This is a genomic window from Agromyces sp. Y182 (assembly GCF_059445385.1).
In genome coordinates, this window is the sequence record NZ_JCAIUF010000001.1 from 1,520,352 (window position 1) to 1,545,244 (window position 24,893).

Annotated in this window: 24 protein-coding genes; 9 read left to right on the top strand and 15 right to left on the bottom strand. The window is 70.2% G+C overall.

Annotation, left to right across the window (positions count from 1 at the left end; translation table 11 throughout):
* Nucleotides 1-318 precede the first annotated feature (318 nt).
* The 3 genes from AC1C2R_RS06890 (at nt 319) to AC1C2R_RS06900 (ending at nt 3,499) form a co-directional block, all read left to right on the top strand.
* Entirely contained in the window at nt 319-1,011 is a 693-nt protein-coding gene (locus AC1C2R_RS06890; RefSeq protein WP_495379438.1) for a CAP domain-containing protein, read from the top strand.
* Between the two features lie 189 nt (nt 1,012-1,200).
* Complete coding sequence (locus tag AC1C2R_RS06895; RefSeq protein ID WP_495379439.1) at nt 1,201-2,067, top strand: FadR/GntR family transcriptional regulator; 867 nt, start codon at nt 1,201-1,203, stop codon at nt 2,065-2,067.
* A 70-nt stretch (nt 2,068-2,137) separates the two neighbouring features.
* Entirely contained in the window at nt 2,138-3,499 is a 1,362-nt protein-coding gene (locus AC1C2R_RS06900) for an alpha-hydroxy acid oxidase (RefSeq protein ID WP_495379440.1), read from the top strand.
* On the opposite strand, the gene AC1C2R_RS06905 is transcribed toward AC1C2R_RS06900, so the two are convergent.
* The 5 genes from AC1C2R_RS06905 to AC1C2R_RS06925 all read right to left on the bottom strand — a co-directional run bounded on the left by AC1C2R_RS06905 (nt 3,489) and on the right by AC1C2R_RS06925 (nt 6,471).
* The gene (locus AC1C2R_RS06905) at nt 3,489-3,866 is read right to left on the bottom strand and encodes a hypothetical protein (RefSeq protein WP_495379441.1); all 378 of its coding nucleotides are present in this window, start codon (nt 3,864-3,866) and stop codon (nt 3,489-3,491) included. The two genes, AC1C2R_RS06900 and AC1C2R_RS06905, sit on opposite strands and share 11 nt — an antisense overlap.
* 243 nt (nt 3,867-4,109) lie before the next feature.
* Complete coding sequence (locus AC1C2R_RS06910; protein ID WP_495379442.1) at nt 4,110-5,033, bottom strand: transglutaminase-like domain-containing protein; 924 nt, start codon at nt 5,031-5,033, stop codon at nt 4,110-4,112.
* Nucleotides 5,034-5,042: 9 nt separating this feature from the next.
* Nucleotides 5,043-5,588, bottom strand: a complete 546-nt coding sequence (locus AC1C2R_RS06915; RefSeq protein WP_495379443.1) for a hypothetical protein — start codon at nt 5,586-5,588, stop codon at nt 5,043-5,045.
* Nucleotides 5,585-5,707: a hypothetical protein gene (locus AC1C2R_RS06920; protein ID WP_495379444.1), complete on the bottom strand. Its 123-nt coding sequence runs from the start codon at nt 5,705-5,707 to the stop codon at nt 5,585-5,587. The genes AC1C2R_RS06915 and AC1C2R_RS06920 overlap by 4 nt, the downstream gene beginning before the upstream one ends.
* A 173-nt stretch (nt 5,708-5,880) precedes the next feature.
* A complete protein-coding gene (locus tag AC1C2R_RS06925) occupies nt 5,881-6,471 on the bottom strand; it encodes a dihydrofolate reductase family protein (protein WP_495351773.1) in 591 nt (196 codons plus the stop codon).
* A gap of 73 nt (nt 6,472-6,544) precedes the next feature.
* On the opposite strand from AC1C2R_RS06925, the gene AC1C2R_RS06930 reads away from it, so the two are divergent.
* Nucleotides 6,545-7,117: a TetR/AcrR family transcriptional regulator gene (locus AC1C2R_RS06930; protein ID WP_495379445.1), complete on the top strand. Its 573-nt coding sequence runs from the start codon at nt 6,545-6,547 to the stop codon at nt 7,115-7,117.
* 156 nt (nt 7,118-7,273) lie between these two features.
* Here the strand turns inward: AC1C2R_RS06930 and AC1C2R_RS06935 are convergent, their stop codons facing one another.
* Nucleotides 7,274-9,568: a glycoside hydrolase family 3 C-terminal domain-containing protein gene (locus AC1C2R_RS06935; protein WP_495379446.1), complete on the bottom strand. Its 2,295-nt coding sequence runs from the start codon at nt 9,566-9,568 to the stop codon at nt 7,274-7,276.
* A 94-nt stretch (nt 9,569-9,662) separates the two neighbouring features.
* Nucleotides 9,663-10,934, bottom strand: coding sequence for an MFS transporter (locus tag AC1C2R_RS06940; protein WP_495379447.1), 1,272 nt, complete (start codon nt 10,932-10,934; stop codon nt 9,663-9,665).
* A gap of 100 nt (nt 10,935-11,034) precedes the next feature.
* On the opposite strand from AC1C2R_RS06940, the gene AC1C2R_RS06945 reads away from it, so the two are divergent.
* Nucleotides 11,035-11,616: a TetR/AcrR family transcriptional regulator gene (locus tag AC1C2R_RS06945; RefSeq protein ID WP_495379448.1), complete on the top strand. Its 582-nt coding sequence runs from the start codon at nt 11,035-11,037 to the stop codon at nt 11,614-11,616.
* A 91-nt stretch (nt 11,617-11,707) separates the two neighbouring features.
* On the opposite strand, the gene AC1C2R_RS06950 is transcribed toward AC1C2R_RS06945, so the two are convergent.
* Nucleotides 11,708-12,250 carry a DUF1990 domain-containing protein gene (locus tag AC1C2R_RS06950; protein WP_495379449.1) on the bottom strand — a complete coding sequence of 181 codons (543 nt, stop codon included), beginning with the start codon at nt 12,248-12,250 and terminating at the stop codon, nt 11,708-11,710.
* A gap of 201 nt (nt 12,251-12,451) precedes the next feature.
* Here AC1C2R_RS06950 and AC1C2R_RS06955 point away from each other — a divergent pair, with 201 nt between their 5' ends.
* Both AC1C2R_RS06955 and AC1C2R_RS06960 read left to right on the top strand, forming a co-directional pair.
* Nucleotides 12,452-13,954, top strand: coding sequence for a carboxylesterase/lipase family protein (locus AC1C2R_RS06955; protein ID WP_495379450.1), 1,503 nt, complete (start codon nt 12,452-12,454; stop codon nt 13,952-13,954).
* Between the two features lie 103 nt (nt 13,955-14,057).
* A complete protein-coding gene (locus tag AC1C2R_RS06960) occupies nt 14,058-14,966 on the top strand; it encodes an AraC family transcriptional regulator (RefSeq protein WP_495379451.1) in 909 nt (302 codons plus the stop codon).
* A gap of 2 nt (nt 14,967-14,968) precedes the next feature.
* On the opposite strand, the gene AC1C2R_RS06965 is transcribed toward AC1C2R_RS06960, so the two are convergent.
* Complete coding sequence (locus AC1C2R_RS06965) at nt 14,969-16,210, bottom strand: MFS transporter (protein ID WP_495351781.1); 1,242 nt, start codon at nt 16,208-16,210, stop codon at nt 14,969-14,971.
* Between the two features lie 167 nt (nt 16,211-16,377).
* Here AC1C2R_RS06965 and AC1C2R_RS06970 point away from each other — a divergent pair, with 167 nt between their 5' ends.
* Nucleotides 16,378-17,649, top strand: a complete 1,272-nt coding sequence (locus tag AC1C2R_RS06970) for an ROK family protein (RefSeq protein ID WP_495379452.1) — start codon at nt 16,378-16,380, stop codon at nt 17,647-17,649.
* On the opposite strand, the gene AC1C2R_RS06975 is transcribed toward AC1C2R_RS06970, so the two are convergent.
* From AC1C2R_RS06975 to AC1C2R_RS06990, 4 genes are all read right to left on the bottom strand, one after another.
* Complete coding sequence (locus AC1C2R_RS06975; protein WP_495379453.1) at nt 17,601-18,416, bottom strand: polyprenol monophosphomannose synthase; 816 nt, start codon at nt 18,414-18,416, stop codon at nt 17,601-17,603. The two genes, AC1C2R_RS06970 and AC1C2R_RS06975, sit on opposite strands and share 49 nt — an antisense overlap.
* Before the next feature lie 50 nt (nt 18,417-18,466).
* The gene (locus tag AC1C2R_RS06980; RefSeq protein WP_495351784.1) at nt 18,467-19,990 is read right to left on the bottom strand and encodes a peptide MFS transporter; all 1,524 of its coding nucleotides are present in this window, start codon (nt 19,988-19,990) and stop codon (nt 18,467-18,469) included.
* A 222-nt stretch (nt 19,991-20,212) separates the two neighbouring features.
* Nucleotides 20,213-20,764 (bottom strand): TetR/AcrR family transcriptional regulator, encoded by a 552-nt coding sequence (locus tag AC1C2R_RS06985; protein ID WP_495379454.1) that lies wholly within the window; start codon nt 20,762-20,764, stop codon nt 20,213-20,215.
* A 77-nt stretch (nt 20,765-20,841) separates the two neighbouring features.
* Nucleotides 20,842-21,423, bottom strand: a complete 582-nt coding sequence (locus AC1C2R_RS06990; protein WP_495379455.1) for a Rho termination factor N-terminal domain-containing protein — start codon at nt 21,421-21,423, stop codon at nt 20,842-20,844.
* A 200-nt stretch (nt 21,424-21,623) separates the two neighbouring features.
* On the opposite strand from AC1C2R_RS06990, the gene AC1C2R_RS06995 reads away from it, so the two are divergent.
* Nucleotides 21,624-22,370, top strand: coding sequence for a DUF4097 family beta strand repeat-containing protein (locus AC1C2R_RS06995; RefSeq protein WP_495379456.1), 747 nt, complete (start codon nt 21,624-21,626; stop codon nt 22,368-22,370).
* Nucleotides 22,371-22,395: 25 nt separating this feature from the next.
* Here the strand turns inward: AC1C2R_RS06995 and rocD are convergent, their stop codons facing one another.
* Nucleotides 22,396-23,655 (bottom strand): ornithine--oxo-acid transaminase, encoded by a 1,260-nt coding sequence (rocD, locus tag AC1C2R_RS07000; protein WP_495379457.1) that lies wholly within the window; start codon nt 23,653-23,655, stop codon nt 22,396-22,398.
* On the bottom strand, nt 23,652-24,524 hold the full coding sequence (gene ddaH, locus AC1C2R_RS07005) for a dimethylargininase (RefSeq protein WP_495379458.1): 873 nt from the start codon (nt 24,522-24,524) through the stop codon (nt 23,652-23,654). The genes rocD and ddaH overlap by 4 nt, the downstream gene beginning before the upstream one ends.
* Between the last annotated feature and the right edge of the window lie 369 nt (nt 24,525-24,893).

Sequence of the window (24,893 nt, forward strand, 5' to 3'; positions counted from 1 at the left end):
CCATCACCGGGACACGACCCATCACCGGGACACGACCCGTCACCGGGACACGACCCGTCACCGGGACACGACTCGTCACCGGACACGACTCGTCACCGGACACGACCCGTCACCGGACACGACCCGTCACGGGACACGACTCGTCACCGGGGCGAGCCCGCGTCGCGAACGTGCCGCATGAAGCGCGAGCCCGTAGAGTCGTTCGAGCGTGCCCCCGTTCGGGCACCAATGTCCGCTTTCGATGGCGGGCCGATCCGGCAGTGCGAGGAGACTGGAACTCCAATGCGTCAGCACAGGAAACAGCCGTCGAGGCGGCCCATGCGCCTGTGGCTGATCGGCGCGGGCGCCGCGCTCCTCATCGGCGGCGTTTCGGTCTCGGTAGGCGCCCTCAACGACTCCGGGGACGAACGAGCGACGGCATCCGACACCGTGACCGTCGCGCCCGAACGCGCGAGTGAGGCCGACTCCACCCGGCCGACGCCGACGGCGGCACCCCCTGCACCGGCCGCCGTGGCCATCGCCGCGCCCGCGCCTGCCCCGGAACCAGCACCAGCACCCGAACCGGCGCCCGCCCCGGAGACGCCCGCAACGGCCGACCCGCCACCCGCTGCGGCGCCCGCCCCGCCATCGAGCGGGTCGTCGGTGGAAGCCGAGGTGTTGGCGATCGTCAACCGCGAACGCGCGGCAAGGGGCTGCGGGGCGGTCTCCGACGATGCCGGGCTTCGCGCGGTCGCCCGCGCCCACTCCGACGACATGGCGGCCCGAGGATTCTTCGCCCACACGAACCCCGACGGGCAGACCCCCTGGGACCGAGCGGGCGCGGCCGGCATCTCCTACGCCGGCGGCGAGAACATCGCGCGCGGCCAGGCCGACGCGGCATCCGTCATGCAGTCGTGGATGAACAGCCCGGGCCACCGCGCCAACATCCTGAACTGCGCGTTCACGAAGCTCGGCGTCGGCGTGCACGAGGGCCCCGGCGGGCCCTGGTGGACCCAGCTGTTCGGATTCTGAGCCCGATCGGCATCGCGCGGCACGTGGCACGGGCGCCGACTCCGGCGCCACCCCATCGAGTTGCCCCGACTGCGTACGAAGGTGGGCAGCTCGAGGGCCGAGTCACCGCAGCACGTGTGGTCTGACCACACGTGGTAGCCTGTGGTCGGACCACAGACACCACGCGAGCGAGCGAAGGGGACGATCAGCATGGCTGCTGAGACATCCGAATCGCCGCGCGCCTGGCGACTCGTGCTCGAGCACGTCGAGACGAAGTTGCTCGAAGGCGCCCTCCGGCCCGGCGACCGCCTCCCTGGTGAACGCGCGCTCGCGGCCGAGCTCGGCGTCGGCCGTTCGAGCGTGCGCGAGGCCCTGCGGGTGCTCGAGGTGCTCGGGCTGATCCGCACCGCAGCGGGCTCCGGCCCGAGCTCGGGCGCGATCATCATCGCGACGCCCGACGGCGGAATGTCCGCGCTCATGCGACTGCAGGTCGCGGCGAGCGGATTCCCGGTCGCCGACATCGTGCGCACCCGGCTCATCCTCGAGACCTCGATCGCCGGCGACCTCGCCGAGGCCGGGCGGGTCGCGACGACCGGCACCGCTGCAACGGCCGGGCGGGCCGCGACGACCGGCACCCCCGCGCCCGACCTCGCCCCGGCCGAACTCCTGCTCGACGCGATGGATGCCCCCGACCTCGCCCCGACCGAGTTCCTCGCGCTCGACGCCGCCTTCCATCTGGCGCTCGCCGAGGCATCCGGCAACCAGGTGATCACCGCAACGATGGCGGGCCTCCGCAGCGGCATCGAGGGGTACGCCCTCGAGGGGCTCGCCGCGATCGTCGACTGGCACGCGACATCCGCTCGCCTGCGAACCGAGCACCGCGGCATCGTCGAGGCGATCAGGGCAGCGGATGCCGCAGCTGCACGCACCCGCACCCACGACCACATCTCGGGCTACTATGCCGAGACGTTCATGCCGGGCGGCTCGCCCGAACCCGCACCCTCCGCGCCCGAACCCGCACCCTCCGCGCCCCAACCCGCACCCACCCCCGCCCTACGCCCCCCAGCCGGCAGTTGATGTCGACCCACGCGTCGCGATGCGACCACAAGCGCCCGTTCGCGGGCGACCTGAAAGGACACCACGCACCATGGTCCAGCGCCAGTTCCCGAACCCCAAGGAGCTCGCCGAGCTCATGCGCTTCAAGGCGCCGACGCTGAACGCGAAGCAGCGCCGCCTCGACAAGGCACTCACGATCGCCGACCTGCGCGACATCGCGAAGCGCCGCACACCGAAGGCGCCGTTCGACTACACCGAGGGCGCCGCCGAGGGCGAGATCTCGCTCAAGCGCGCGCGCCAGGCGTTCGAGGACATCGAGTTCCACCCGGCGATCCTCCGGAACGTGCCCGTCGTCGACATGAGCCGCGAGGTGCTCGGCGGTCCGACCGCCCTGCCGTTCGGCATCGCCCCCACGGGCTTCACCCGCATGATGCAGACCGAGGGCGAGACGGCCGGCGCAGGCGCGGCGGGCGCAGCGGGCATCCCCTTCACCCTGTCGACGATGGGCACGACCTCGATCGAAGACGTGAAGGCCGCGAACCCGACGGGCCGCAACTGGTTCCAGCTCTACGTCATGCGCGATCGCGAGAAGTCGTACGAGCTCGTGCGCCGCGCTGCCGCGGCCGGCTTCGACACCCTTTTCTTCACGGTCGACACCCCGGTCGCCGGCGCTCGCCTGCGCGACACCCGCAACGGCTTCTCGATCCCGCCGCAGCTCACCCCCGCGACCGTCGTCAACGCGATTCCGCGCCCCGAGTGGTGGATCAACTTCCTCACGACGCCGAAGCTCGAGTTCGCCTCGCTCTCGACGACCGGCGGCACCGTCGGCGAGCTCATCGACGGCATGTTCGACCCGACGATCTCGTTCGACGACCTCACCACGATCCGCGACATGTGGCCCGGCAAGATCGTCGTCAAGGGCGTGCAGACCGTGCAAGACGCGAAGATCCTCGCCGGCAAGGGCGTCGACGGCATCGTGCTCTCGAACCACGGCGGGCGCCAGCTCGACCGCGCGCCGATCCCCTTCCACCTGCTGCCGCACGTCGTGCGCGAAGTCGGCTCCGACCTGGAGGTGCACCTCGACACGGGCATCATGTCGGGCGCCGACATCGTGGCATCCGTCGCCCTCGGCGCACGCTTCACACTCATCGGCCGCGCCTACCTCTACGGCCTGATGGCCGGCGGGCGCGAGGGCGTCGACAAGACGATCTCGATCCTGTCGACCCAGATCGCACGCACGATGAAGCTGCTCGAGGTGTCGACGCTCGACGAGCTCGGCCCGCAGCACGTCACGCAGCTCTCGCGCTTCACGGCGCTGCCGAAGCCGATGACGGATGCTGCGGAGCAGGCAGTCGAGGCGAAGCCGAAGACGGTGCGCGCCCCGCGTGCGGCGGGGTCGGCCGCGAAGCCGGCGACGAAGTCTGCGGCGGGCCGCACCTCGGTCAAGAAGTAGTTCGCGCGCTCTTCCGGAGCTTCACGACGGTTCGCGCGAGTACGTACTCCGGACGGCCCGCAGGAACTGCACTCGCCCGGGCGGCCGCGCGTCGCTCGGGCGAATGCCGGCCCGCACGGAACCGGCAGAACCAGATCAGCATCAGCGCCGACGCGACGAGATAGAAGGAGTGCAGGAACCAGATCGGGCCGAGCGGCAGGCTGAACACGTAGACGGAGTGCACCGCGTTGCCGACGTTCGTGATCGCCAGATTGCCGAGGCTGTACGACGACAGGTCCCGCGTGCGCGCGGCCTTCACCAGCATGGGCAGGTAGCTCATGGCGAAGAGGCCGGTCGACAGGACGCCGGCGAGCACGGCGAGATCCATGACACCGAAGCTACGGATGTCGCGTGGCCGCGGCATCCGGAGGGCCACCCATGCTACGGGTGCTGCATGGAGCCGCCGCACGCGCCGATCGCGCCGTGCGACCCGGATCGGGGATCAGGGCGTGCTCGGAGGCCCGCAGATGCAGGCGCGTTCGGATGCCGCAGCAGCGTGCATCCTCGACCTCCCGGCGTCATTCGGTTCGAAAACTGGCACCCGACGAACGGCGCGCGGTGACGACTCCGTTCACCCCGCGCGGAGTGAGACCAGCCGCGACGATCCGTCGAACGGCGAGAAGCGCGTCACGGCCGACGGCACCCGGAACTTCGGATCGGAAGCCAGCTCCAGCAGCTCGGCACGGGTGAGATCCGGGTCGACGAGGCGCGCGGCGAGGCGATCGAGGTCGGCGGTCAGCGCGGCATCCGGGCCCGGCGCAGTGATCTGCTCGTCGGCGCCCCACGACTCCCAGAGCAGTGTCTCGTGCCCGGCCTGTGCGGCGAGGTCGAGGATCAGGTTGTGCGCGAGGTACGGCCAGGAGCGGAGGTCCGGCTCCTCGAGGTCGATGGCCACGACGACGCGCTCGGGGTCGAGGCCGCCCGAGCGCGCGGCGATCCACGCGTCGGGACCGGTGAGGAAGCGATCGTGCGGCACGTCGATCAGATCGAGCACGGCCCCGGTCGACGCGTCGAGATACCCATCGGGCATCTGCGGTTCGATCCGTCGCCAGCGGGCGGTCTCGGCATCCCAGGCCTCGGCGATGACGTGGTCGAACCACCAGCCGTCGGTGAAGTAGCCGCCGAAGCCGACGCGGGAACGCGCGGGGATGCCCGCTACGCGCGCGAGTGACACGAAGAGCAGCGTGAAGTCGCGGCAGCAGCCGAGGATGCGCTCGGTGTCCGTACGTGCGGTGCCGATCGCTCGGTCGTTCAGCTCAGCGAGCCGTGCGAACTGGTCGTCGGCGTAGCGCAGGTCGATCTCACCGAACCGTTCGAGCTCGAACCCGTGCTCGGCGAGGTCCCCGTTCGCGCGGTAGTGGAACACGAGCCCGGACGCGAGCCGGCGAAGCTCGGCGAGATCGCTCGGCGGCGCGCCGACCCACTCGGCCATGCGGCCGGGGTCGCTGCAGATCGTGTGGGCACGGTAGGGGTCGATCTCGATGACGGATGGCATCCCTCAGGTCTACCCGGATCGCCCGGCGGTTTTCAAGACCGGATTCGCAGCTGTGCGCCGCATCCGCTCCTCGCCAGTGGGTGCCGCGGGTGCCGCGGTGCTCGTGTGCGCTGCGACGAGCTTCACCATCTTCTGCGCTTGCTTGGCCTGCACCTTCTGCGCATTCTTGGCGTGCGCGCGACGACGCTTGATGTTCTTTGCACGCGCCTTCGCATCGACTTCGCCGGTCACGCCAGTCACGCCGGGCATGCCGCGCCGACCACCCACTCGGCGCGCGCCGGGCGACGCCGTGACCCGCAACGAGGCGCGTTCGAGACGTGCCGACGCCTTCCGAGCCCGCCGGGCGGCTCGACGCGGACGCCGATCGACATCCCGGCCGGCCGCCTGGATCTTCTCGTGGACCGACGCGGCGACGGCCTGCAGCTCGGCGCGGGCTTCGCGCGAGAGCGAACGTGCGAGTTTCTGCGTCTCGGCCTCGACCCGCTTCGCCTCGGCGATCGCCGCGCCGGCGCGCCACCGCTTGCTACGTGGCGCGCGCACCTTCGACGTGCTCACGACGAACTCCCCTCGTCGTCGAGCTCGAGGAGCTTGTTCGCGGCATCCCGAAGCTCGTCTCGGTCGCCCACCAGCGAACGCGCGTGTCGCGGCGCCGTCTCGTTGAGCCGATTCCCCATCGGTGATCTCCTCCCCTCCCCGCCCACGGCGGTGAAGCCGGCGGGACACCTCCCGGTCTACGCGAACTCGGATGCCCAGGCAAGGGGGTTGCCTGATCGCGCCGAGTCCGTCGGCCCCAGCCGTGGGCTCGACTGCGGCCTCGTGGCCTCAGCCAAGCCGCGGCCGGCGACGTTCAGGAGGACGACCGCACGTACTCCGAGACGACCACGCCGGAACCGAAGGCCGTCGTCTCGACCTCGTCGAAGTCCTGGGGGCGGTACGCGCCCGGCGCGAACAGCGGGATGCCGTCTCCGAAGAGCAGCGGATTGCGCTTCAGCACGAGCCGGTCGATCTCGCCGGCGAGCGCGGTTGCGAGCGATCCCCCGCCGCACAGCCAGATCGACGCGCCCGGTTCGGCCTTCAGCCGGCGGACGACGTCGACGGGGTCTTCGCCCGTGATCGTGAGGTTCGGGTGCTCGCCCGGAAGGTCCGCCTCGGTTCGCGTTCGGGAGAACACGAACTGCCGCAGGTGCCGGTACGGGCTCGAGACGCCGGCGGGCAGCCCGACCGCGTACGTGTTCCAGCCCATCAGCACGGTGTCGAACATCTCGCCGTCGCGCTCGATGCCGAGGGCGTCCGCGATGTCGGTCGGCACGGCGTCGGAGAAGCGGGCGTTGAGCCGATCCATGTGGTCGCCCTCCACGGGGAAGGCGTCGAATTCGCCGGCAGGACCGGCGATGCAGCCGTCGAGGCTGACGGCGACGTAGTAGACGAGTTCTCGCACAGTGCTCCAATCACAACTGTTGTAGTGATTGCTAGACTACAACACACGTAGTGGTCTGCGCTACTCTCGAGGCATGGCACGAAATGCAGAACGACGGGCGGTGATCGCCGACGCCGGTCTGGGCGTGCTCGCGCGCGACGGCGCGAGGGGCCTCACGCATCGCGCCGTCGACACGGCGGCCGAGGTGCCCGCAGGCACGACCTCCAACTACTTCCGCAGCCGCGATGCCCTCATCGCCGGCCTCGTCACGCGCATCGGCGAACGCCTCGCGCCGACGCAGGCCGACCTCGATCAGCGGGCGAGCGCGCCGCCGAGCCGTGCGCTCTTCGCCGACTACCTGCACGACATCGTGCGACGCCTCAGCGAGAACCCCGAGGTCACGCTCGCGCTGTTCGAGCTCCGGCTCGAGGCTGCACGTCGGCCCGAGATCGCCGAGATGCTCGCATCGTGGCAGCGCGCGGGCTTCGACGGCGACGTCGAGTTCAACCGCGCCGCCGGCCTCCCGGGAGGTGCGCACGAGATTGCGCTCTTCCACTACGCGATCGATGGGCTGCTCTTCGACCGGTTGACCTCCCCCATCGATCCCGGCACGCCGACCGACGAGATCGTCGACGCGCTCGTCGCGAAGCTGCTGCCCGGCGCCTGAGCCCATGCCGGTCAGCCCGTGCCGGTCAGCCCGTGCCGGTCGAGGCTGTGCCGGTCGACCCCGTGCCCGTCGGGCCCGCCTGGCCACCGCCACGAAGACGGCGGATGTCTCGGGCCACCGCGGCCCGCGACATCCGCCGCTCATCTCTCACCCGACTCAGCCGGCCGCGTTCGCCACCGCGAGCAGCTGCTCGATCTGCTCGCGCCCCACCGGCACCCCCGGGAACGACGCGAGGCGCCCGATCGGGAACGACGACATCATCTTGAACATCGACGGGTCGGCCATGAGGGCTCCCGCCGCACCACCGTCACCGCCCGCGCCATCGCCCGCGGTGAGCGCCTGCTGCACGATCGGCCCGGCGACGGGGTGCGCCATGAGTTCGCCGATCGACGACTCCATCGTGAGCGGCACGCCCGCCGCGTCGCCGTCGACGGCGACCGAGACGACCGAACGGATGTCGCGGCTCGACGCCCCGACCTCGATCCGGTACTCGCCGCCCTCGACGAGCCAGCGGTCGACGCGGATGTCCCAGTACGCGAGATCCTCGCGGCGCACCGGCACGTCGACCGAGCGCGACTCCCCCGCGGCGATCGCGACCTTCGCGAAGCCCTTGAGCTCGCGCGGTGCGCGCACGACGGCCGAACCCGGCAGCGAGGTGTACACCTGCACGACCTCGGCGCCGTCGCGATCACCGGTGTTCGTCACGGTCACGCGCACCGTGAAGCCTTCGGCAGTGGCGGTCACCGAGGCATCCGAGTACCCGAAGCTCGTGTACGACAGCCCGTGACCGAACGGATACGACACCTCGAGCTCGCGGGCGTCGTACCAGCGGTAGCCCACGAACAGGCCCTCGCCGTAGCGCACATGGCCGTGCTCACCCGGGAAGTCGAGGTACGCGGGGCTGTCGGCGAGCCGCACGGGGATCGTCTCGGCGAGCCGGCCCGAGGGGTTCACGACGCCGTAGAGCACGTCGGCGACCGCGCCGCCGCCGGCCTGGCCGAGCAGCCAGCCCTCGACGATCGCGGGCACCCGCTCGGCCAGGCCCGCGAGGCGCACGACACCGCCGTTGGAGAGCACGACGACCGTGCGCGGGTTCGCGGCGACGACCGCGTCGGCGAGCGCGAGCTGTGCGGCAGGCAGCTCGATGTCGTCGCGGTCGAAGCCCTCCGATTCCTGCGCGGCGGGAACGCCGAGGAAGAGCAGCACGGTACCGGCAGCGGATGCCGCGGCGACCGCCTCTGCCGTGAGCGCCTCCGAGGCCTCCCCGTCGTTGCCGTACCCGGCCGCGAACGGCACCTCGCCGGCGGCACCGGCGCCGGCGAGCGCGCGGATCTCGTCGAGCGCATTGTCGAGCTTCGTCGGGTTGATGAGGGAGGAGCCGGCGCCCTGGTACCGCGGCGTGCGGGCCAGCTCACCGATCACGGCGACGGATGCCTCGGGCGCCAGTGGCAGCACGGCGTCGTCGTTCTTCAGCAGCACGATCGACGCCCCGGCGACCTCGCGGGCGAGGGCGTGGTGGGCAGCGACGTCGTACGAGGCATCCGCTCGTCGACGGGCGACCGCTTTCTGCACGAGCTCGACGTTTCGGCGGGCCGCCGTGTCGAGCACCGACTCGGCGAGCGAGCCGCTCTGCACGGCGGCGACCAGTTCGGCGTCGGTGCGCCCCTGTGAAGCCGGCATCTCGAGGTCGAGGCCGGCGGCCACGCCCGTGACACGGTCGTTCACCGCGCCCCAGTCCGAGACGACGAGCCCCTCGAAGCCCCACTCGTCGCGGAGCACCGAGTTCAACAGCCACGGGTCTTCAGAGGTGTACACGCCGTTCAGGCGGTTGTACGAGCACATGACCGTCCACGGCTGCTCCCCTTCGACGACGCGCTGGAAGCCGCGCAGGTAGATCTCGCGCAGCGGCCGCGGGTCGATGTCGGCCGACACGCGCATGCGATCGGTCTCCTGGTTGTTGGCGGCGAAGTGCTTGAGCGATGCGCCGACGCCCTGCGACTGCAGGCCGCGCACGAGCGCCGAACCGAGCACGCCCGACACGATCGGGTCCTCCGTGAGGTACTCGAAGTTGCGACCGCAGAGCGGCGAGCGCTTGATGTTGATGCCCGGGCCGAGCAGCACTCCCACGCCCTCGGCCTGCGCCTCCTCGCCGAGGGCGATGCCGACGCGTTCGAGCAGGCCGGGGTCGAACGAGGAGCCGAGCGCAACGGCGGGCGGGAAGCACGTGGCCGGCACGCTGTCGGCGATGCCGAGATGATCGCTGCCCTCGCGCTGCTTGCGCACACCGTGCGGTCCGTCGGTGAGCATGATCGACGGCAGGCCGACGCGATCGACGGCCTTCGTCGTCCAGAAGTCGGCGCCGCTCGCGAGCGAGGCCTTCTCCTCGAGCGTCAGCGTGGCGACGAGGGCGGCCGCCGATGCCACGGCCTCGGTGTTCAGGGGGTCCGTCATGATGCTCCTTCGTGTATCGGTGATTCGATCCTCCGCCGGAAGCGGAGTTCGGCATAGTCCTTCCGCCGAGCGTCGCGAGCGCCCTGCACCGCCATCACTTCACCGCCTTGATCGGCCACACCGCGCACGCACCGAGGATCGAGAGGACGATGCCGATCGGGAACAGGGCGAAGAAGCTGCCGAAGCTCAACACGATCGCCCCGGCGACGGCGGGTGCGAGGGTCTGCGGCATCGTCGCGGCGATGTTCACGACGCCGAGGTCCTTTGCGAACGACTTGGCCGAGGGCAGCACCTCGCTCATGAGTGCGGTGTCGACGGCGCCGAACATGCCGAAGCCGAAGCCGGACACGACCGAGAAGATCAGCCAGCCCTCGAAGGTCGGCATGAACATCGGAACGAGCATGGCGAGACCGACGACGGCGGAGGAGGCGAAGACGAAGATCTTGCGGCGGCCGAGCTTGTCGGAGAGCGGTCCGGAGATGAGCGTCGAGACGATGATGCCGCCGAGGGAGGCGAGGCCGAAGATCGGGATGGCCGCGCCGGCGGCCTCACCCAGGCCGATGTAGTCCTGCAGGATGAACAGCTGGTAACCGGTGATGGCGAAGTAGCCGGTGTAGAGCAGGAGCCGGCCCGTGAAGGCCCAGAAGAAGTCGGGGTGCGTGACGGGATTGACCCAGAACGTCTTCAGGAACTCGACGAAGTTGAAGGGCCGGCGTGAGTCGTTCTTGGACGAGTGGTCGGGGTTGAAGACGATGAAGAGCACGATGACGACGAGAGCGACGCCCGCGAGGGTGACGTAGGCCGCTGGAATGTCGGAGAGGAGCATCGATCCGACGATCTGGCCGCCCAGAGCGCCGAGCATCGAGCCGAGGCCCGCGAGGGCCGAGAAGGTGCCGCGCGCGGACCGCGGCACTCGATCGGGCAGCACCGCTGAGAGTGGACCCTGCGTGAAGTTGTAGGCGATCTGCACGATGATCCACGCGATCGTGATCTGCGCGATGGAGTTCGCGAGGCCCATGCCGACGAGCGCGAGTCCGCCGATCAGCACGCCGGCGACCATCCAGGGCGCGCGACGCCCGAACCGGCTGCGGGTGCGGTCGGAGATCTGACCGGCGATCGGTTGGGCGAGCATCGCGGCGAGAGCCCCGATCGTGGTCACGACGGCGAGGTTGGCGACCTTGTTGGCCTCGTCGAGCTCGGCGATCTGCGTTGCGAGCAGGAGGCCGGGGATGGCTCCCCACAGCACGAAGATCGAGATGTTCGCCGGAATGATCCAGCCGAGGAGTCGCTTGAGGGTGCCGGTGACGAGCGGTCGGGGTTCGTCCGTGCCGTCGGGCTCGACGGTGGGCGCGGGGGCAGACGCCATTGTCATGTGTGGTCCTTTCGAGGCCTCGACGTTGAGGCGGGTGGCAAAACCATACATCGCTCGGTTTTTGTTCGCAAGAAGACTTCCGTAGCATGCAGGTATGGCACGCAGGGGTTCATACGCGAAGGGCGTCGCGAAGCGCGAGGAGATCCTCACGGCCGCACTCGACGTCATCGCGCGCAACGGCTATCGCCGCACGAGCGTGCGCGAGCTGGCCGACGCCGTCGGGCTCAGCCAGGCGGGGCTCCTGCACTACTTCAGCTCGAAGGAGGAGCTCTTCCAAGAGATCCTCCGCAAGCGCGACGAGGTCGACCTCGCCGCCTTCGGCCCCGACTTCGACCAGCCGATCGACGGCCTCGCACGCCTCGTCGCCCACAATATGGAAGTGCCGGGACTCGTGCAGCTGTACGCGCAGGTCTCGACCGAGGCCGCCGGCGCCCCCGATCACCCTTCGCACGCCTACTTCATCGAGCGTTACGGCATGATCCGCGGCCATTTCGCCGGGTTCGTCCGAGACGAACAGGCCGCCGGTCGCGTCTCCTCCGACATCGACGCCGACAGCACCGCGGCACTGCTCGTGGCGGTGACCGACGGCCTCCAGACCCAGTGGATGCTCGACCCGTCATTCGACATGGTCGACCACATCCGCCGATTCTGGCACCTCATCACGCGACAGCCCTGATGAGGCCTCGCCCATCCACTCGTCGCCGACCCATCTGAGGACCCGATCGGCGGAGGAGCACGCGCATCGGGTCCTCTCGCGGCGGAACGGCTCATCCGAGCGGGCCGGCGAGGGCACGAAGGTAACGGCGCACCACGATGCTGCGAGCCATCGCGAGTACCGGTGCGAGCAGCCGCCACGTTCGAGCCGGATGCGCGAACGCCCGTACCGTCACGCGCACATCGTCGTCTGCGCCCCATTCGACGATGAAGGCCTCTTCCCCCATGAGTGGATGCCCCGGCAGCGTGCCGTAGCCGAAACCGGCGCGCCGCGCTTCATCCTCGACCCACACGACGCGCACCGGTTCGCGGAGAGTGCCGATCGGCAGGTGGAATCGCAGTTCGGCGTCATCGCCCGCGCGCACCGGCGGGTTGCCGTCTCCGGCATCGCCGTGCACCCGGAAGCCGGAGCGTGTCTTGATGCCCCACCGCAGCACCTCGCGCCGCGCGAACTCCCACCGCGCCTCGCCCGTGCCGACGAGCACGGTGCGCTCGGTGGCCCGGTAGCCGTCGGGCGGGTCGCTCAGCAGCGACGCATCGCGGGTCGCCCCGACACGGGGGTACTGCAGCGTCTCGTGCCGTGCATCACCTGCCATGACCCGCACCTTATCCGAGCCGAGCATCTGCGGACCCGATCGGCGGAGGAGTATCCGATCGGTGCCGCACAAGCCGCACTCCTCCCCGCGTCGGGTCTTCTCGCGGCGGCTACCCGATGCTGTTCGTCTTCGGTATCGTCGCGATCATCGCTGCGGCATCGTGGCTCATCCCCATCAAGAGCGTTCGTGAGGAGTCGCACCATGTCACCTGTCACCAGCGAGACCCACGTCGAGGTCGAGACGCTCGCCGGTCGCGTCCGCGGTCTCTGGCGAGCGGATGTCGCAGGCAATCGTTCGGCCGCGTTCCTCGGTATCCCGTTCGCCGAGGCACCCGTCGGTGAACGGCGCTTCGCCGACCCCGTACCGCATGCGCCTTGGGCGGGCGTGCGCGACGCACTCGAGTTCGGACCGACCGCGCAGCGCGGCGACCCCGGCGTGACGCTCATTCCCGAACCGTCGGTACCGGGCGAGTCGACGCTGAACGTCAACGTGTTCACGCCGGCTCCGGCGCTCCCCGAGCCCGTCGAAGGGGCCGCCCTGCCGGTGCTCGTCTACATCCACGGCGGCGGCTACTTCGCCGGCTCACCGGCGAGCCCTTGGTACGACGGCGCCGCGTTCAACCGCGACGGCGTCGTCACCGTGTCGATCTCGTATCGTCTCGGTTTCGACGGCTTCGGCTGGATCGCGGATGCCCCGGCGAACCGCGGCGTGCTCGACTGGTTGCTCGCGCTCGAGTGGGTGCGCGACAACATCGCGGCGTTCGGTGGTGACCCGACCAGGGTCACGATCTCCGGCCAGTCGGCGGGCGGCGGAGCGGTGCTGACGCTGTTGGGGATGCCCCGGGCCCAGGAGCTCTTCGCCGGTGCGTACAGCATCTCGGGTGCGGCGGCCGACATCGCGCCCGAGCGGGCCGAGGCGTTCGGCCGCGAGCTCGCGGCGCTCGGCGGCGTCGAGCCGACCCGCGCGGGCCTCGCCTCACTCAGCGAGGCGCGGGTGCGCGAGCTGCAGAAGCAGCTCACCGACCCCGCACCCGGTGGCAACCCGATGGACCTGCTGCGCGGCTTCATCGACGACGGCCTCTCGCTCGGCCCGGTGATCGACGGCGAGCTGATTCCGCACGGCACGGTCGACGCGATCGCGGCAGGCATCGGCGCCGACAAGCCGCTCGTGCTCGGCACCCTCGACGACGAGTTCTCGATGATCCTCGACGGCGCGAAGGGCAAGCTGCGCTGGCTGCCCGCCGGATTCATGCTCGGCAAGGTCGGCCTCCGCGGCACTGCTCGCGCGGCGTACCTCGCGGCGAATCGCGACGTGCGGCGACTCGGCACCGCGGCCGTCCTCGGCCGGTACATCACCGACCGCATGTTCCGCACCCTCGCCCTTCGGGTCGCCGAAGCGCGTGGGTCCGCGCCGACGTGGCTCTACCGGTTCTCGTGGCGATCGCCGAAGTTCGGCAGCGCCGTGCACTGCCTCGATGTGCCGTTCTTCTTCGATTGCCTCGGCGCTGAGCGCGTCGACGTGATCGCCGGCGATCACCCGTCGCACGCGCTCGCCGACGAGGTGCACGGCAGTGCGGTCACCTTCGTGCGCGACGGTGCAGCGACATGGCCGCGATTCACGGATGCCGCGGGCGCGACGCGCATCTACGACCTCCCGTCGAGCGTGGCCGACGACGGCTACGCGAGCGTGCGCCCGCTGCTCTGAACGGGGCAGCGTCGGCGTTCCCACGACTCGCGCTGCGCGGCGGCACATCGAGGTGTTCGGTGCGCCCGGGAATGGATCGCCGCCCGGCGCGCTTGCTTCACACATGAACGCGATCAACGTGATCGAAGCTCGACCGCTCCACGTCGTGGCTGTCGACGCTGAGCCGAGCATCGACGCCGTGCTCGAGCGCCTGCACTGGCGGGTGCTCGAGTTCGGCCACCGCGATCTCTCGGCCGGCGCCGTCGTGCACGACGAGGGGCGCGGCATCCGTTTCCACTACCTCGCGAGCGGCGCTCTCGAACTGCGTCGTGGCACCGACGAGCCCCTGTCGATGCAGGCGGGCGACTTCGTCATGCTGCCGCGCGGCGGCCGGCTCGAGCTGCACGTCGCGCGCGACACACTGCTCCTGAGCGGTTCGCTCGCACTCGACGGTACCGATCCGATCTCATCCGGCGTCATGGCGCCGGTGCTGTTCACCTGCGGGTTCCGCATGCACGAACCGGTCTTCGCTTCACTGCTCGAGGCGATGCACCGGGAGTCGGCGAGCGCTCGCCCCGGCAGCGGCTCCGTGATCGAACGGCTCGCCGACGTCGTGGCATCCGCCGCCGTGCGCATCTGGCTCGAACGGGGATACGGCTCCGCACGCGAATGGCTCGCGTCGGCATACGATCCGCACCTCGGTCGAGCTCTCGAGGCGATCCACGACGACCCGGGTTCGCCGTGGACCGTCGAATCACTCGCACGCCTCGCGCGGTCGTCGCGTTCGCAGTTCGCCGAGCAGTTCAGGAATGCGGTCGGCGACACTCCCGCCCGGTATGTCGCGCGGGTGCGCATGGAACGAGCCGAGCGGATGCTTCGAGCCGGCGCCCAGGTCGGCGACATCGCATATCAGCTCGGCTATGAGAGCGACGCGGGCTTCAGCCGCGCGTTCCGCCGCCATGCCGGGGTCTCGCCGAGTTCGTGGCGCCGCGCCTCGGCGAGCGCCCGCGAGCCGGTGCGCCCCGTCGCCTGATCCTACGCGCGCTCGCCGCGAATGACGGCCGACGCAGAGCTCAGCACCCCGCCACCGAGCACCGCCGCGATACCGCCGGCGATGAGTGCAGCCTGAACGCCGACCGAGTCGATGAGAAGCCCTCCGACCGCCGCACCGATCGTGATCGCGACCTGGAACGCGGCGACCACGAGGCCACCGGCACTCTCGAGGCGGTCGGGGGCGACGCGGGCGATCCAGGTCTGCGCCATCGTCGGCACCGCACCGAAGCCGACTCCCCAGACGAACACCGTCACCGCGGCGAGCGCGACGTTGGCACCCGCCACCGCGAAGATCACGGTGGCCACGCCGATCGCGACGGGAGCGGCGATCACCACCACGGAGAGTCGCCGGTCGGCCATCAGGCCCGCGAGCACGTTGCCGACGAAGTTCGCGACGCCGTAGACGAGGAGGAGGAGTGCGAGGAGCGCACCGGTCAGACCGTCGATCATCTCGAAAGCCGGGCGCAGGTATGTGAAGCCCATGAAGTGTCCACCGGCGATGAGCGTGACCGCGAGGAGGCCGAGGGCGATGATCGGGGTCCGGGCCGTCTGCAGCAGGGTGCGGAAACCCGGCGCTCCACTGGGCGGGATCGAGGGCAGCGTCGCGAGCTGCGCGGCGAGGGTCAGCACGCCCGCCCCCGCGGCGATCAGGAACACCGCACGCCAGCCGAGCAGCTCGCCGAGGAAGGCGCCGGCCGGTACGGCCGCGATCGTCGCGAGTGAGACCCCAGAATTCACGATCGTCATGGCGCGTCCGAGCCGGTCGCCCGGCACGAGCTGCGCCGTGACCGCCAGCGACATCGCCCAGAAGCCCGAGATCGCGATGCCGAGCAGGAGCCGCGAAGCGAGCATGAGCCCGAAGACCGGAGAGATCGCGACGAGCACGTTCGACACGATCGCGAGCGTCGTGAGTCCGGTCATCACCCACCGGCGATCCAGCCGCGGAAGGCCCGAGACGATGAGCGGTCCGCCGATGATGCCGATGACGCTCGTCGCCGTGACGAGCTGGCCCGCGGCGCCCTCGGTGATTCCGAGTTCGGCCGCGATCGGAGACAGCAGGCTCGCGGGCAGGAACTCGCTCGCGACGAGGGTGAAGATGCCGAAACCGAGCGAGACGACGGCGAGCCACGCACCCGGCCGTACCGGCGTCGATCGCCCCGGCGCGGCATTCGGCGCGGCATCGGGCGCGATCGCCGGAGTGGACAGCGTGTTCGTCGACGACATGGGTCTCCTTCAGGTGGAGTCCCAGCTTGGCGCGCGGCAGCTCGGCCCACCCGACCGTTCGTCGCCGCGGTATGACCGATCCCCCGGAAGCGTCAGCGCACCGATTGCGATGTTGACCCCTGAATGGGGTACGTGACCGCAAGCGCTGCGGGCAGCATGCTTGGGCCATGACGCAGGTCGGCGAGACATCCGTTCCCACCACCACCGCACCGATCGATCTGCAGCGCGAGCACTCGGCGCTCGTGCTCGACCACCTCATGACGCACGGCCCCGCGACGCGCAGCGAACTGGGCACGGTCACCGGGCTCGGCAGGGGCGCGATCGCGGGCGTCACCTCGCGGCTCCTCGACGCCGGAGTGCTGCGCACGGGGCTGCCGGATACCGCGGGCGACGGCCGCGCCGCGCCGCTCTCACTCGCGGCCGCCCACCATGTGCTCGTCACCGCGTACGTCGGACGCGACGACGCGATCGCCACGGTCGCGACGCTCGGCGGCGCCGAAGTCGCCCGCTTCACCGCACCTCTCACGCCGCCGTGGGGCACCGAGTTCGACGTCGAGACGCCGGGGTCCGAGCGTTGGTCGACTCCGCTCGAGTCGCTCGCCGTCGTGTTGGGGCGAGCCCTGGCGCGAGCGGATCGGGCGGAGCATCCGGTCGCCGATGTCAGCGTGCTCGTCGACGGCATCGTCGTCGGCAGACCCGAGGTGGTCATCGCCGACTCACGACTCGGCGCCGAGCCCCTCGACCTGCTCGGCGAACTCCGCGCGCGCACCCCCGGATTCCGCGACGTCGAAGCCTCGCTCCCGGTGCCCGTCGCACTCGTGCCGACGTCCGTCGTCGCGGCGGCGGCCGAGCGCATCGACCTGCCGGGCGTCGACGACCTGCTCTTCATCTCGGGAGACGACGGGGTCACGGCCGCCGTCGTCAGCGAGGGCCGGCTGCTTCGGGGTGCGCACGGACTCGCCGCGACGTTCGGTCACCTGCCGATCGTGCAGGGCGGTGTGCGCTGCGAGTGCGGGCAACGCGGATGCCTCGCGACCGTCGCCTCGGCCGAGGTCGTGCTCGAGCGGGCACGACTCGACACCTTCGCCGCCCAGCACGGACGCCGCGCGGCCCTCGATGAACTCGTGCAGCGGGTCGAAGACGGCGAGGATCGCGCCCGCTGGGCCTGGCTCGACGCGGCGCTCTGGATCGGGCGTGCATTGCAGCTCGTGGTGCCGACGGTCGATCCGGCCACCGTGGTCGTCGGCGGCTACTGGGCGCGCCTCGCCGACGACGTCGAGTCGGCATTCCGCGACAACCGGCCGACCATCGGCAACGGGGCGCTCGGGGCGATCCCCACGCTCGCACTGGCGCGACACGGCGAAGATGGTGTGCTCGTGGGCGCCCGTCTTCAGGCGCGGGAACGCCTCGTCGCCGACCCGTCGCTGCTCGTCGGCTGAGCCGATGCGCGCTTGGCCCGCCGGGCCCGCGCCGCTCGCCCGAATCCGCTGCGAATCCCCCACCCGGTGACGCGCACCATCGCCTCGAGCACGATGCCGATGCTCATCTTCGACCGGCCGTGCACCCGCTCGACGAACATCACCGGCACCTCCACGACCGAGAGGCCCGCCTCGCGTGCATGCCAGAGCATGTCGACCTGGAACCCGTAGCCGCGTGTGTGCACGTCGTCGAGCCGGATCCGCCTCAGGCCCTCGGCGCGGAACGCCCGGTAGCCCGCCGTGGCGTCACGCGTGTCGAGGCCGAGCATGGTGCGGGCGTATGCACTGCCGGCACGCGAGAGCAGCTCCCGGCGGCGCGGCCAGTTCTCGATGGACCCCCCGGGGATCCACCGGGAACCGATGACGAGGTCGACGGGGCGGCCCGCGGCATCCGGCGACAGGAACCGTTCGAGCAGTTGCGGCAGTTGCTCCGGCAGGTGGGAACCGTCGGCGTCGAGCTGCACGATCGGGTCGAAGCCCTCGGCGAGCGCCCACGCGAAGGCATCGAGATAGGCGGCGCCGAGACCGTGCTTCTCGATGCGATGCAGCACCTGCACCGAGGCATCCGTCGCCGCCAGTTCATCGGCCAGCACGCCCGTGCCGTCGGGTGAGGAGTCGTCGACGACGAGCACGGATGCCGCGGGCACCGTCGCCCGCACGCGTGCGACGGTCGCGACGAGGTTCTCGCGCTCGTTGTAGGTGGGGATCACCACCAGCGGTCGGGTCATCCATCGAATCGTAGCTGCCCGCGCGGCGGCACGTGGAGGTGGTATGCGCCTCAGCGCACGCCGGCCATGAGCTTCAGCACACTGCGGCTTCCGAGCGCGAGCGCGGCGCCGAGCACGATCGCGATGGCGCCGAGCACGCCGAAGTACGCCACCTCGGTGTCGGCCGAGTAGAACGTCGCGAGCTGGCCCGAGATCGCCGAGCCGAGCGCGACGGAGAGGAAGAACAGCGCCACCATCTGCGTGTGGAATACCTTCGGGGCGAGCTTCGTCGTCACCGACAGGCCGACCGGCGAGAGCAGCAGCTCGGCGACGGTGAAGATGAAGAGGATGCCGACGATCGCCAGCAGCGGGGTCGAGTTCGCTGCCCCGCCTGCGAACGGGATGAACAGCAGGAAGGCGACGCCCATGATCGCCGTGCCGAGTGCGAACTTGATCGGGGTCGAGGGCTGACGGTCGCCGAGCTTCGTCCAGATCGCGGCGAACACTCCCGACAGGATGATGATGAAGATCGGGTTGATCGACTGCACCCACGACACCGGCATCTCCCAGCCGAAGAGGTCGCGGTTCAATTGCTTGTCGGAGTAGATCGTGAGCACCGTGAACTGCTGCTGGTAGAGCGACCAGAATGCGACGCTCGCGACGAACAGCGGGATGAACCCGAACACCCGGCTGCGTTCGACACCCGAGATGCGCTTGCTCGAGAGGATCACCGCGAAGTACGAGACCGCGGCGACGATCGTCGCGCCGATGACCCAGGTGACGAGGTTGGCCGGGTTCACGAGGCCGGTGAGCACGAGCACGACGACCACGATGACGGATGCCACGGCGACACCGATGACGAGGCCGATGCGGTCGCGGGGCAGCGGGTTCGGCACCACGGATGCCTCTGGCGGCAGCCCTTTGCGCCCGAACGAGTACTGGATCAGACCGATCGCCATGCCGACCGCGGCGAGCCCGAATCCCCAGTGGAAGCCGATCGTCGACGCCAGGAGCCCGGTGAGCAGCGGGCCGAGGAACGCGCCGAGGTTGATGCCGAGGTAGAAGATCGAGAATCCGGCGTCGCGGCGCGGGTCATGCTCGGAGTAGAGCGTGCCGACGACGCTCGTGGCGTTGGCCTTCAACCCGCCGGAGCCGAACGCGACGAGGATCAGGCCGACGCCGACCCCGAGGAACCCGGGGATGAGCGCGAGCGCGATGTGCCCGGCCATGATGACGATGGCGCTGTAGAACAGCACCTTCTCGCTGCCGAGCAGGCGGTCGGCGATCCACGCTCCCAGGATCGTGGAGAGGTAGACGCCGCCGCCGTACGCCCCGACGATGCCGGCTGCGGCGGTCTCGTCCATGCCGAGTCCGCCGTCGACCGCCGAGTAGTACAGGTAGATGAGCAGGATCCCCTGCATGCCGTAGAAGCTGAATCGCTCCCACATCTCGACACCGAAGATGTGCACGAGTGATCGCGGCTGTCCGAAGAAGCCGTGGTCGCCCCGAGTGTCGCGCGACGAGTCGCCTTCGCCGGTTCCCCTCGGCTCAGGCGGCCCGTACTCCCCCGGGGCAGGTTCGGTGACGCTGCCCATGGGGGTTACCATACTCCTCGACCTCGGGGTCGCGTTCGAACCCGCCCGCCGAGCCGCTCAGCGCCATCGACCGGGGTCGAAGCATCCCGATTGCGCCGGTGGTCGATGACGACGCCGCACAGCGCCTCGCCGAACTCCTGGCACCGAACGCTCGTCGCTCGGCGGCGCCGGCCTGATGCGAGCCCCGGTCGCGGCTGCCGTGCCGTGCACTTCTGCGGAGCGTCAGCGCTCGCCGTGCACAATGGCGTCGACGACTCGCTGGGAATGAGCGATGATGCGGGCCGGCTCGGCACGCGCCACGACCGTGTCGGGCATGGTGGCGCGCATCACGGCGATTCCCAGCGCCCAAGCCGCGACGAGGTCGGCGCGCAGCGCTGCATCGTCTTCGGACGCCTGGCCGGCGAGATGATCGAGGTAGGGCCCGCACACCTCAGCCTGCAGCCGACGTTGCCCGTCGGCCGTCGCCGCCGACTTCAGCATCGCGAGAACGGGGCTCGGTTCGCCACGTGGCCGGAACGCGAGGAGCTCGATCAGGGCGGTGCCGAAATCGTCGCTCGAGAGCTCGAGGAGCTCTTCGGGGTCGGTCGTCGCGGTGGCCGCGACGAAGATGCCGTCCTTCGACCCGAAGTAGCGGAACACGAGCGCGGCGTCCACACCGGCCGCGGCGGCGATGGCGCGCACGCTCGTGCCCTCGTAGCCCGATTCGCTGAACAGCCGCCGCGCCGAGTCGAGGAGTCGCGCACGGGTCGCGGCCCGATCTCGATGAATGACCATGACCCGATCATAAGTCAGCACTAGGTGACTTAGCCAAGCCCGCCCGCGCTACCTCGCCCGCCCTGACGCTTCCCGCCTCAGCTGCGGAGAGAGGCAATCAGTTGCGCCTTCGTGAATCGCGAGTAGCCGGGGATCGCGCGTTGCTTCGCGAGCTGCCGCAGTTGCGCGACGGTCTGCGAGTCGAGGTCAGCAGCGGCCACCGCTCGAGGCGCGCGAACGGCGGCCTTCGCAGTGGGTCTCGCTGATCTCGCGGCTGGTCTCGCGGCTGGTCTCGCGGCGGGTTTCGCCGACTTCGCAGCGGTCGTCGAGGACTTCGCAGACTTCGTCGAGTTGTTCACGACAGGTTCCGCCGCGGCCGCCTTCACCGACGTGCGGAGGTCGGCGGCGACCGCCTCGAGCCTCGCGTCCACCTCGGCAGCCCGCTTCCTCGCGACCTTGTCGACCTTCTTCGCCAGCCGCGCCACCTCGTCCGCCCGCTTCCTCCCGGACTTGCGAAGGTCGGCGGCGACCGCCTCGAGCTTCGCGTCCACCTCAGCGGCCCGCTTCCTCGCGGCCTTGTCGACCTTCTTCGCCAGCCGTTTCGCCTCGGATACCGCGTCGCGCGCATTGTCGAGCGCCTTCGCAGCTGCCTTCTCCACGTTGTTCTTCGCCATCGTCATCCCCCGATTCAGACGTCCGCCCGGTGATCAGCGGTTGGAGCATGGTACCGCGGGCGGCTCTCAGCGCTCCGAGCGCGCGTTGGTGCGATTCCCCGGTGCCCGCTCCAGAGTCGGGGGAAAGCCCCCGTGCCGGCGGCACGCAGCCATCGTTAGAGTCGATCGCAGAGGCGGGCATTTGCCGCGCCCGAAAGGGGAGATCGATGACCGCAACCGCACGGATGACACGCACGCTCGCGATCGGCGCGGTCACGGCCTCGGCTCTGCTGCTGAGCGGATGCGCGTTCCTCGCCCCACCGGAGCGATTCAGCGATGACGCCACCTTGGCCGAGCAGGTGCACGCGATCGAGATCGATGACCCGGAGGGCAGCGTCACCGTGGAGGGTATCGAAGGCGCCACCGATGTGGCGCTCTCGCGCACGGTGTCGTATCGAGGCGAGCAGACGATCGGGCTGACCTACGAGGTTCGCGATGGCGTGCTCGTGCTCGATGGCTGCGGCCGGAACTGCACTGTCGACTACACGATCGAACTCCCCGCAGGCGTCGATGTGCGCGGCTCCACCTCGAACGGCGCGATCGAGCTCAGCGGAGTGAACGAGGTCGATGTCAAGACGAGCAACGGCAGGATCGAGCTCGACGATGTCACGGGCGCTATCGACGCCGAGACGAGCAACGGGCGCATCGAGGGGCGCGCCCTGGCCGGCGCCGGAGTGCGCGCGGCGACCTCGAACGGTGCGATCGACCTGCGGCTCGAGGCGCCGCAGGATGTCGAGGCCCGCAGCTCGAATGGAGCCATCGACGTCACTGTGCCGACGGGTGCGGCCACATACCGAGTGACGACCGACTCTTCGAACGGGTCGGTCGACGTCGGCATCGACGACGACGAGGGCGGCGAGTTCCTGCTCGACCTCACCACCTCGAACGGGTCGATCACGATCACCGGCCGCTGACGACGACCCTGCTGGGGCCGGCTGGCTAGGGACGCACGAGGCCCACCCGTGCGGTGAGCTCGTCGAGCACGACCGCGAATTGGTCGACGGCCCAGTCGAGATCGGCCTGCTCCACCACGATCGGCGGCGCGAGGCGGATCGTCGAACCGTGCGTGTCCTTCGCGAGCACGCCGCGCCGCATGAGCGCCTCGCACACCTCGCGTCCCGTGGCGAGCTCGGGGTCGATGTCGATGCCCGCCCAGAGGCCGGCGCCGCGAACGTCGACGACGCCGCGCCCGACGAGCGAGCGCAGTCGCGACTGCAAGTGGGCGCCGAGCATCCGGGCACGCTCCTGCGGCTGACCGCTCGCGAGCATGCGCACGACTTCGAGCCCCACGGATGCCGCGAGCGGATTGCCCCCGAAAGTCGAACCGTGCTCGCCCGGCCGGAGCACCCCGAGCACCTCCCGGTCGCCGACGACCGCGGACACGGGCACGATGCCGCCGCCGAGCGCCTTGCCGAGCAGGTAGAGGTCGGGCACGACTCCGACGAGGTCGCACGCGAAGGTCGCTCCGACTCGGCCGAGCCCCGACTGGATCTCGTCCGCGATCATGAGCACGTTGTGCTCGGAGCAGATCGCGCGCACCGCCGGCAGGAAACCCGCGGGCGGCACGACGATGCCGGCCTCGCCCTGGATGGGCTCCACGAGCACTGCGACGGTGTTCTCGTCGATGGCCGCGGCGATCGCGTCGGCGTCGCCGTAGGGCACCATGCGGAAGCCCGGCGTGTACGGCCCGAAGTCCGCGCGGGCATCGGGGTCGTCGCTGAACGAGATGATCGTCGTCGTGCGGCCGTGGAAGTTGCCGGCCATCACGACGATGTTCGCGGCATCCGGTGCCACGCCCTTCACGCGGTAGCCCCAGGCGCGTGCGACCTTGATGCCCGACTCGACCGCCTCGGCGCCCGTGTTCATCGGCAGCACGAGGTCTTTGCCGCAGAGCGCCGCGAGCTCGGTGACGAACGGCCCGAGCCGGTCATTGTGGAACGCGCGGCTCGTGAGCGTGATGCGCCCGAGCTGCTCCCGCGCGGCCTCGACGAGGCGCGGGTTACCGTGCCCGAAGTTCACGGCAGAGTACGCGGCGAGGCAATCGAGGTAGCGGCGCCCCTCGACATCCGTCACCCAGGCGCCGTCACCCGAGGCGACGACCACTGGCAGCGGGTGGTAGTTGTGCGCGGCGTGCTCCTCTTCGAGCCCGATCGCCTCGTTCGTGAGGTCGGTGGTCACGGCGTTGTTCGTGGCGGTCATCGGCGCAGCTCCAGGGTGCAGCATTTGACGCCGCCGCCGCCGAGCAGCAGCTCGGAGAGGTCGACGCCGATCGGGTGGTACCCGTGTTCACGCAATTGCCGCTCGAAGTCGGTCGCCCGCGAGGCGATGACCACGTTGTACCCGTCGCTGAACGAGTTGAGGCCGAGCACCGCGGCATCCGCCTCGTTCACGATGATGGCGTCGGGAAAGCGCGCCCGCAGCACGGCGACGGATGCCTCGTCGAACGCACTCGGCAGGTACGCGATGTGCTCCTGGCCGGGCGTCGGATCGAGTACCGCGATCGCCGTGTCGAGGTGATAGAAGTTCGGGTTCACGAGCCGGAGGGTGACGACCTCGCGGCCGAAGATCGCGGCGAGCTCGTCATGAGAGTGCGAATCGCTGCGAAAGCCCGTGCCCGCGAGGATCGCATCGCCGACGAGCAGGAAGTCGCCCTCGCCCTCGTTGACCTCCTCGGGCACCCGCACCTCGAGGCCCGCCTCACGGAACCACTCCATGTACGCCGGCCCCTCGGGCTGCCGTTCGGCGTGCGCGAACTTCGCGCCGTACGCGATGCCGTCGATGACGAAGCCGCCGTTGGCCGCGTAGACCATGTCGGGCAGCCCCGCGATCGGATCGATCAGCGCCACCTCGTACCCGAGTTCGAGGTACGTGTCGTAGAGCACCTGCCACTGCGCGAGCGCGAGGCTCGTGTTCGTCGGCTGTGCCGGGTTCATCCACGGGTTGATGCGGTAGACCACGGTGAAATGCTCGGGGCGGCACATGAGCACGGTGCGCCCGGTGGCGCGGCGCTCGGGCCTGGTTCGGCGCTGCTCGCCGGGCTGCTCCCCGGTCTCGATCACGGTCGACATCTCACTCCTTCGAGAGGTGAGCGGATGCTGCGCGGCCTCGTGGGCTCGCGGCATCCGCATGGACTGCACTGCCGGCGGACCAGGTCACTCTCGCGAGCCTCGACGAAGTGTTCGGATTACGCCGTCGTCGAGACGCCACTCCAAGTGTGAAGGGAAATGCGGCGTGGTTGGTGGCATATGGCGCAATATTCGTGCTCGTTCGATGCCGGCACGCAGCTTCCATGCAGAGCCTGGGGGTCGGATGCCGCGACTCACGCGTCTCCGGCCGGTTTGCCGACAGTCGGTCGCTGCAACGGCTCGTCTCCGGCGCCAACGCGACCCGGGAGCCTCGATCGTGGACCGGGCTGGATCCCGGCAGATTCGGGCTGT